Annotated in this window: 2 protein-coding genes and 1 pseudogene; 1 reads left to right on the top strand and 2 read right to left on the bottom strand. The window is 47.8% G+C overall.

What is annotated here, in order from left to right:
- Positions 1 to 88: 88 nt before the first annotated feature.
- Positions 89 to 445 carry a hypothetical protein gene (locus QMA35_RS21030; RefSeq protein ID WP_281649099.1) on the bottom strand — a complete coding sequence of 119 codons (357 nt, stop codon included), beginning with the start codon at positions 443 to 445 and terminating at the stop codon, positions 89 to 91.
- A gap of 49 nt (positions 446 to 494) precedes the next feature.
- Here QMA35_RS21030 and QMA35_RS21025 point away from each other — a divergent pair.
- A pseudogene (locus QMA35_RS21025) lies at positions 495 to 664 on the top strand (DDE-type integrase/transposase/recombinase); the annotation flags it as partial.
- A gap of 55 nt (positions 665 to 719) precedes the next feature.
- On the opposite strand, the gene QMA35_RS21020 reads toward QMA35_RS21025, so the two are convergent.
- Positions 720 to 3,056: a hypothetical protein gene (locus QMA35_RS21020; protein ID WP_281649098.1), complete on the bottom strand. Its 2,337-nt coding sequence runs from the start codon at positions 3,054 to 3,056 to the stop codon at positions 720 to 722.
- Between the last annotated feature and the right edge of the window lie 619 nt (positions 3,057 to 3,675).

Raw genomic sequence — 3,675 nt, 5'->3', positions numbered from 1 at the left:
AGAAAAGAGAAAAGAGAAAAGAGAAAAGAGAAAAGAGAAAAGAGAAAAGAGAAAAGGGGTCGGAGTGAATAAATACTGACAGGTAGCTTCACTGGCCAATAACATCAATATTGCCCAGAATGCCGGAGGCTCTGCCCTCACGGCAGCCGGAGACCTGGTGAACCGGGGCGGCCATATCAATGGTGGCCGGGTGACGTTGAATGCCCTCACCGGTGACATTATCCATGAAACGGTGATTGAGCAGACGCACAGCGACAAACAGTTCCGCGGTGCCAGTGCCAATATTCGTACAGAAATTGGTGACACTGCCAGCATTACCGCCGATACGCTGGCACTGAATGCCGGTCATAATATTGAAGTAACTGCGGCCCACATCAAAACCACGGATAACCTGACTGCCATTGCCGGTGAAAACCTGATTATCAGCAGTGGTGATCGTGTACACTCCTCAACTGGAAGCTCTGCATCGAAAGCAGAAGCCAGCCGTCAAAACCTCATGGCGTATGGATGAAACCTACATAAAGGCCAAAGGTCAAAGATCAAAAGTCGTGACTGCTACCTGTATCGCGCTGTCGATAAAGAAGGAAATACCGTTGATTTCCTTCTTACCAAAAAGCGAGATAAAAAAGCTGCCAAGGCCTTTTTCCGTAAGGCTATCCGCCACAAAGCATTGAACAACCAGACTGGTTATTGCGCCATGGTAGGGGACGTTGTCAGTATCACCAGAATATAGTCTGAAACTTCAACGCTTGTCGGCATGTCGGGCATTCGCGGCCTCTCTGCCCATTCTCCAAAGTCTTGATTGCCAACTTGTCAGCACAGGACATACAAATGGGGTGACAACACACAGGAACCCCTATTTTTTTAAGATCAATTTTGCTAAATAGCTCCCAACAGACAGAGCATGCTGGCTCGTCCTTGCCACCGCCTGACTTGCTATCCAAACTCTTACCAGAGCTCTCCGCTGTTTTCTCTTGATCTGCTGTAGAACCCACATGTTGAGCGGAAAGCTGAACCCCTTGTTGTGTTTTACACAACGCAGCTTCAGATATAGATGAGTTATTTTTATTCAGGTCAAGCGACAATGCTTTACGGAGCGCAATAGCATAATCATTATGCACAGGAGCCATTTTTTCCAGCACATCATTCCAGGTTAACCCTGGAAAATGGTTCACTGCCCACGCTCCCATCCTGCATACGGCATCCTGATTCCTGCAGTCCTGGTCATGGGGCTGAGCCTGGGCAGACTGCTCTTGTATGATTTTCAGTGCGTCCTGAGGGATGTCAAAAGCGCTCATCAAAAATCTCTGCGCATTCAGCATTAGGGGCGCCATACTACTGTTCCAGTCTTCCAGTCTCACCGGCTGGGATAATGGATCGATTTCTCCACCACCTTGAGCACCCATTACCGCCACAGATGGCTGTAAGGTATGCTGAACTGAAGACTGCGGTGTCGTCGGTACAACAGGGGGAATATTGTGAAGCATAGGAGTAACAGGAGGCCTATGAGACGATACCGGACCTGATGACACACGAGGTTGTGGTGGTGCCCACTGCTGCTCCCGTTGTTCCAGCTGTATGGCTTTCTGCAATGCCCGCTCTTCTTCCTCCTTGTGCAGCTTTTTCTCTAAAAGCTGTCGGAGATCAGACGTATAGGTTTGTGTATTATCAAGATCCTGCTCTAACTCGCCCACACTTTTCAGTAAAGCCTTCCACGTTAGCGGACTACCTTCATCCTTACGATCCTTAATAACATACTGGCCCAGATAACGAAGCCCTGCTTCAACACTTTCCTCAGGCTTTCCGTTCTGTTGTGCCCACTCTTTCCCCTTGGTGAATAATGCACGCCGATTAAGCGGAGACACCTCTATGTAATCTGCAAACATTGCTGCCTGGGGAACCATCATTCCGACAACGTAGGTATCCCAGTCTTCCTGAGTCACAAGCTGATTCAGCAGTGGTTGTAAAGGGTCTGAAGCAACAGGGGCAGCAGGCTGCACCGGTTTTTTGTACGTCTGCGTTTTTGTGTGTGGCTGAGATTGATTGTACGACGACGATTGATTATACGATTGAGGTTGATTGTTCGACGGTGGTTGATAAGGCATCTGCAATGGACTGCGGCGCGGCTGCACAGACTTAGGTTGATGAACAGTAGTCGGCTGTGCGGATACCTGTGCCCGCGACTGTTCTTCTCTAAACTGATGCTCTGCGGCTCGTAGCCTCTCCATGAGAAAATCACATTTTGGGCTCTCATCACATGCCGCCTTCAGGCGCTCGTAGCGCGTGTCGTCCTGAGAACCTTCAGGAGCAAGATCAGGAAGAATATACTTGGAGAGAAAGTATTCAACGCGTGCTCGATTGGTGCGTTCTGCAAAAATCTCTGCTTTTTCATTAAAATCGTATACATGTTGAGAAATGAATTTTGGCGAAAGGTCGCTGAGGTCCAATGCCTTAGTGAAATCCTCAAAGACCTTGAGCATCGCCTTATGCTTATATTGTACGGGGTTGCTGGTTGTTTTCTGGAGAACAACTGGCTGGGTAGTTGGTATATCAGAGCTTAAACGAGGGGGAATAGATCGAGCCGACCGTGGAGCAGGCTGTTGCCACTGTTGCGGATTCTGTTGTGGCACAGGGTCATAGCTAACGCGTTTTCCGTTCTGGTCAAAAGTGTATATGGAATTATCATCAGGGTGATAAAAGTACCCGACCTGACGTGAATCTCTGTATCCCATCACACCATATTGATCTACAAAGCTGGGGTTACCAAACTGATCTCTTCCCGGACGCGCAGGGGATTGATAGGAACCAGCTTGGCTATAACCAGCCTGTCTATAAAAGGGAGGCTCCTGCATATACGTTTGGGCTGACGTTTGCGTGACAACCCTGTTCCCAGAGTCGTAACCCATTTGTGAACCTGTTCCAGGCTGCTGCCTGTTATAACTAATCGGGGTGTTCGTTTGATAGTTGCCTTGATAGTTGCCTTGATAGCTCCCTTGATAGTTGCCGGTGTTGTTACCCGTGCTTGCATACTGTGATGATCCTGATTGCCAGCTCATAATGGAATACTCCTTTACTAGTCGATATGAGTAAGGCAATAGCGACAGCAAAAAGTTTCCAGGACAAAAGTCGTACTTTTCTAATAGGATTCATCCCCATCACAGCCTACCTGGCATAAATTGCACTATCTTTTCAGAGCAGCCTGTTCTGAGCAGCAGATCCCCGGCTTAATCATTCTGTTTATAAAAATATCATTGTGGTTGGTATATCTAACGATCTGTTCATCTCATGAATTTTTGTATGACCCCTCCTGTCTGAGCAAGGGCGTATTAAAAACCGAAAATCGAAAATGGGGTCGGAGTAAATAATAGAGAAACCAACCTCCCAGAGTGCCCCAACCACCGCCAAACAGCCTTGAGCTTATAGAGAGTAGAATCCCGTTGCAGTTATCTGCAGCGGGATTTTTGCGTTATATACGTCTCACGAAGGCCTGTGTGGCGGGTTTCCTGTCTGATAGGAAGCGTACTTCCCCGGTGCTGTACCAGCCCCTGTTTTGCCTCTCAAAATGCTGTTTTTGCCGGTGTCCTCTGTTTTTAGCGTACAGAGAGGATTTCGAGGTACGTTTCTAAACCCTTTTAAATCATCAAGATACACGTGTTTTTAAAACGGTGTCGTCTA

The organism is Parendozoicomonas sp. Alg238-R29, from assembly GCF_947331445.1.
In the GTDB taxonomy this organism is placed as follows: domain Bacteria; phylum Pseudomonadota; class Gammaproteobacteria; order Pseudomonadales; family Endozoicomonadaceae; genus Sansalvadorimonas.
Note: the sequence above shows the minus strand (reverse complement) of the source record. Positions and strands in the feature narration are given on the sequence as shown.